Source organism: Xanthomonas sp. SHU 199 (genome assembly GCF_000364665.1).
GTDB classification, from domain to species: domain Bacteria; phylum Pseudomonadota; class Gammaproteobacteria; order Xanthomonadales; family Xanthomonadaceae; genus Xanthomonas_A; species Xanthomonas_A sontii.
This window is the reverse complement of record NZ_AQOI01000793.1, coordinates 1-2,860: the sequence shown is the minus strand read 5'-3', so window position 1 is coordinate 2,860 and position 2,860 is coordinate 1. Positions and strand designations below refer to the sequence as shown.

General features: G+C 68.8%; 4 protein-coding genes. 2 read left to right on the top strand and 2 right to left on the bottom strand.

Going from position 1 to position 2,860, the window contains the following annotated elements:
- Together D183_RS0121650 and D183_RS0121645 are read right to left on the bottom strand one after the other, a co-directional pair.
- The coding region (locus D183_RS0121650) for a glycine zipper 2TM domain-containing protein (RefSeq protein WP_017910838.1) at nucleotides 1-543 on the bottom strand (543 nt) is incomplete at its 3' end.
- 232 nt (nucleotides 544-775) lie between these two features.
- A complete protein-coding gene (locus tag D183_RS0121645; RefSeq protein ID WP_017910837.1) occupies nucleotides 776-1,207 on the bottom strand; it encodes an OsmC family protein in 432 nt (143 codons plus the stop codon).
- A gap of 288 nt (nucleotides 1,208-1,495) precedes the next feature.
- On the opposite strand from D183_RS0121645, the gene D183_RS0121640 reads away from it, so the two are divergent.
- Together D183_RS0121640 and D183_RS0121635 are read left to right on the top strand one after the other, a co-directional pair.
- Complete coding sequence (locus D183_RS0121640) at nucleotides 1,496-1,894, top strand: HU family DNA-binding protein (RefSeq protein ID WP_026144739.1); 399 nt, start codon at nucleotides 1,496-1,498, stop codon at nucleotides 1,892-1,894.
- A gap of 143 nt (nucleotides 1,895-2,037) precedes the next feature.
- Nucleotides 2,038-2,742, top strand: coding sequence for a tellurite resistance TerB family protein (locus D183_RS0121635; RefSeq protein WP_017910835.1), 705 nt, complete (start codon nucleotides 2,038-2,040; stop codon nucleotides 2,740-2,742).
- Nucleotides 2,743-2,860 lie beyond the last annotated feature (118 nt).

Below are 2,860 nucleotides of genomic sequence, written 5' to 3'. Positions count from 1 at the left end.
GTGGTAGTAGCGGCCGCCGTATTCGTAGGTCACGTCGTAGCCGTCGACGCGGTCGTAGCGTTCGGTCCGATACGACACCGGGTCGCATTCGCGGACCACGCCGCCACCGTAGCCGCCGCCGTAGCCGCGGGTATTGCTGTCGTAGATCGAGCGGCCTGCCAGGCTGCCGAGCATGGTGCCGACGGCGGTGCCGACGAAGCGGCCATTGCCGCCGCCGACGCGGCTGCCCAGCACGGCGCCGGCGATGCCGCCGACCACCGACGAGGCGGTGCGGCCGCCATCGGTACCGCGGTAGCCGTAGTCGCTGGCGTAGCTGCCCGAGGCCGGACGGTCGTAACAGCGCTCGGTGGTCTCCCGCGGGCCGTTGACCTGCACCATGATCGGATCGGCGCGCACCACGCGCGCATATTCGTAGGTGCCGGACGCGTAGCCACGGTCGCGGTAGTCGTCGTAGCGGGTGTAACCGTAATCCTGCGCGGCGGCGGAGCCGATGACGCCGACAGCGAGCGCAGCGGTCAACAGACGGGTCGAGAGCTTGTTCATGGCGATGGTTCCAAGCGCGTGGATCGCGCGACTGCATGCTCGATCCGATGCGGTGAAACCAGACTGAATAGGGACCGCTGTGGCGCACACATTTAGTGGCGCGACAGCTAGCGGACGATCGAGCCGTGCGGGACGGTGCAGAGGCGAACGCGTCCTGGCCTGCCATCGGCGGCGCCGCAGGTGCGCCGCACGCGCGCGGCCCGGCATGCCGCCGGGCCGCGCCGGGGATTCCTCAGCCCAGTTCCGCTTCCAGGCTGATCGGCACCGCGCTCAGCGCCTTGGACACCGGGCAATTCTGCTTGGCGTCGTCGGCCACTTCTCGGAAGCGCGCGGCGTCGATGTTGGGCACCACGGCCTTGACCTTCAACCGGATCTGCGAGAGCTGGGGACCGCCTTCCATCGACAGGTCGACATCGGCGCGGGTGTCCAGCGCGGTCGGCGGGAAGCCGGCTTCGGTCAGCTTGGCCGACAGCGCCATGGTGAAGCAGCCGGCGTGCGCGGCGGCGATCAGTTCTTCCGGATTGGTGCCCTTCTCGTCGCCGAAGCGGCTGTTGAACGCATAGCGGGTGTTCTCCAGCAGGCCGCTCTGCGGCGTGTTCAACCGGCCCTGGCCGGTCTTGAGATCGCCTTCCCAATGCGCGGTGGCGTGACGCGAAATGCCCATGCGAGGCTCCTGTCGGTGAGTGGAGCGCGGACCATAGGGGAGGCGGCGTTACGGGCTTGTGCTTCCGCGCGAAGGCGGCGGCGGCGCCGCGCGGCAGCGAAAATGCCCTGGCGCATCGCCGCGGATGTGCCGGCATCGGCGCCGTCCTCGGCAAAAAAGGCGTCGGTCGCGGCGAATATTCGCGTTTTTTGCTTCCGGCCTATTGGCGCGGCGTAGCACATGCCCTACATTTCGCCATGCCGACGGGGTCGGCGCGACCCAAACCACCAAATACGGAATCAGGACATCATGGCAAAGACCGCAAAAAAGGCTGCCCCGAAGAAGGCAGTGAAGAAGGCAGCGACCAAGGCTGCCGCCAAGCCGGCCGCTCCCAAGCCGATCAAGGACGTGCTGAGCAAGTCCGCGCTCGTCGCCCACATCGCCGAAACCAGCGGCGTGATCGCCAAGGACGTGCGCGCCGTGATGGCCTCGCTGGAGCACGCCGTGGCCGGTTCGGTCAGCAAGAAGGGCGCTGGCTCGTTCACCCTGCCGGGCCTGCTGAAGATCACCGCCGTCAGCGTGCCGGCCAAGCCGAAGCGCAAGGGCATCAACCCGTTCACCAAGGAAGAGCAGTGGTTCGCCGCCAAGCCGGCCACCACCAAGCTCAAGGTGCGCCCGCTGAAGAAGCTCAAGGACGCCGCGCTCTGAGCAGCGTCGCCTGATCCAGGCAAGCACACCGACGAGACGGCCCCGGCCGTCTCGTTTTTTTTGTGTCTGCTGCGCATTTGGGTTGACGGCCCGCTAAGGCGACGGCCGCTATACCGGTGATTCCCTTCGACAGGATCACCTGCATGAAACTACAGGGCTTTCTCGACCAACTGCTGCAATCGGCGCAGGGTGCCGCCGGCCAGGCCATGGGCAAGACCGGCACCGCCGCTCCTGCCGCACCGGCGCACGCCGGCGCCGGCGGCCTGGGCGGCCTGCTCAACGCCGACTTCGGCAAGGGAGCCCTCAGCGGCGGCGCACTCGGCCTGCTGCTCGGCAAACACCGCACCACCCGCAAGCTGGCGACCTACGGCGGCCTGGCCGCGTTGGGGCTGATGGCCTATCGCGCCTACGGCGACTACCGCCGTCAGCAACTCGGTGCCGCCGCGCCCGAACCGCAGACCCTGGACCGGCTGCCGCCGCTGGACGTCGAGCAGCATAGCCAGGCGGTGCTGCGCGCGCTGGTCGGCGCGGCCAAGGCCGACGGCCATCTCGACGAGCACGAGCGCCGCCTGATCGAAGGCGAGTTCGCCCGCCTCCACGGCAACGATGCCGACGTGCAGCAGTGGCTGCATGCGGAACTGGAAAAGCCGCTGGATCCGGCCGAGGTGGCACGCGCGTCGACCAGTCCCGAGATGGCCGCAGAAATGTACCTGGCCAGCTTGCTCGCCGCCGACGAACAGGGCTTCATGGAGCGCAGCTACCTGGACGAACTGGCGCGGCAGCTCGGCATCGACGACGCCCTGAAGCAGCGCCTGCAGCAACAGGCGGCTGCCCTGCACGCGGACTGAGCGCATGGCCGCGACGCCCACGCTTTCGCCAGCGCAGCGCCTGCGCCGCGACGTGCTGCGCGCGGCGTTGCTGGCTGCGCTGGCGCTCGCCGCCGCCTGGGCCTGGCGGCATCCGTGG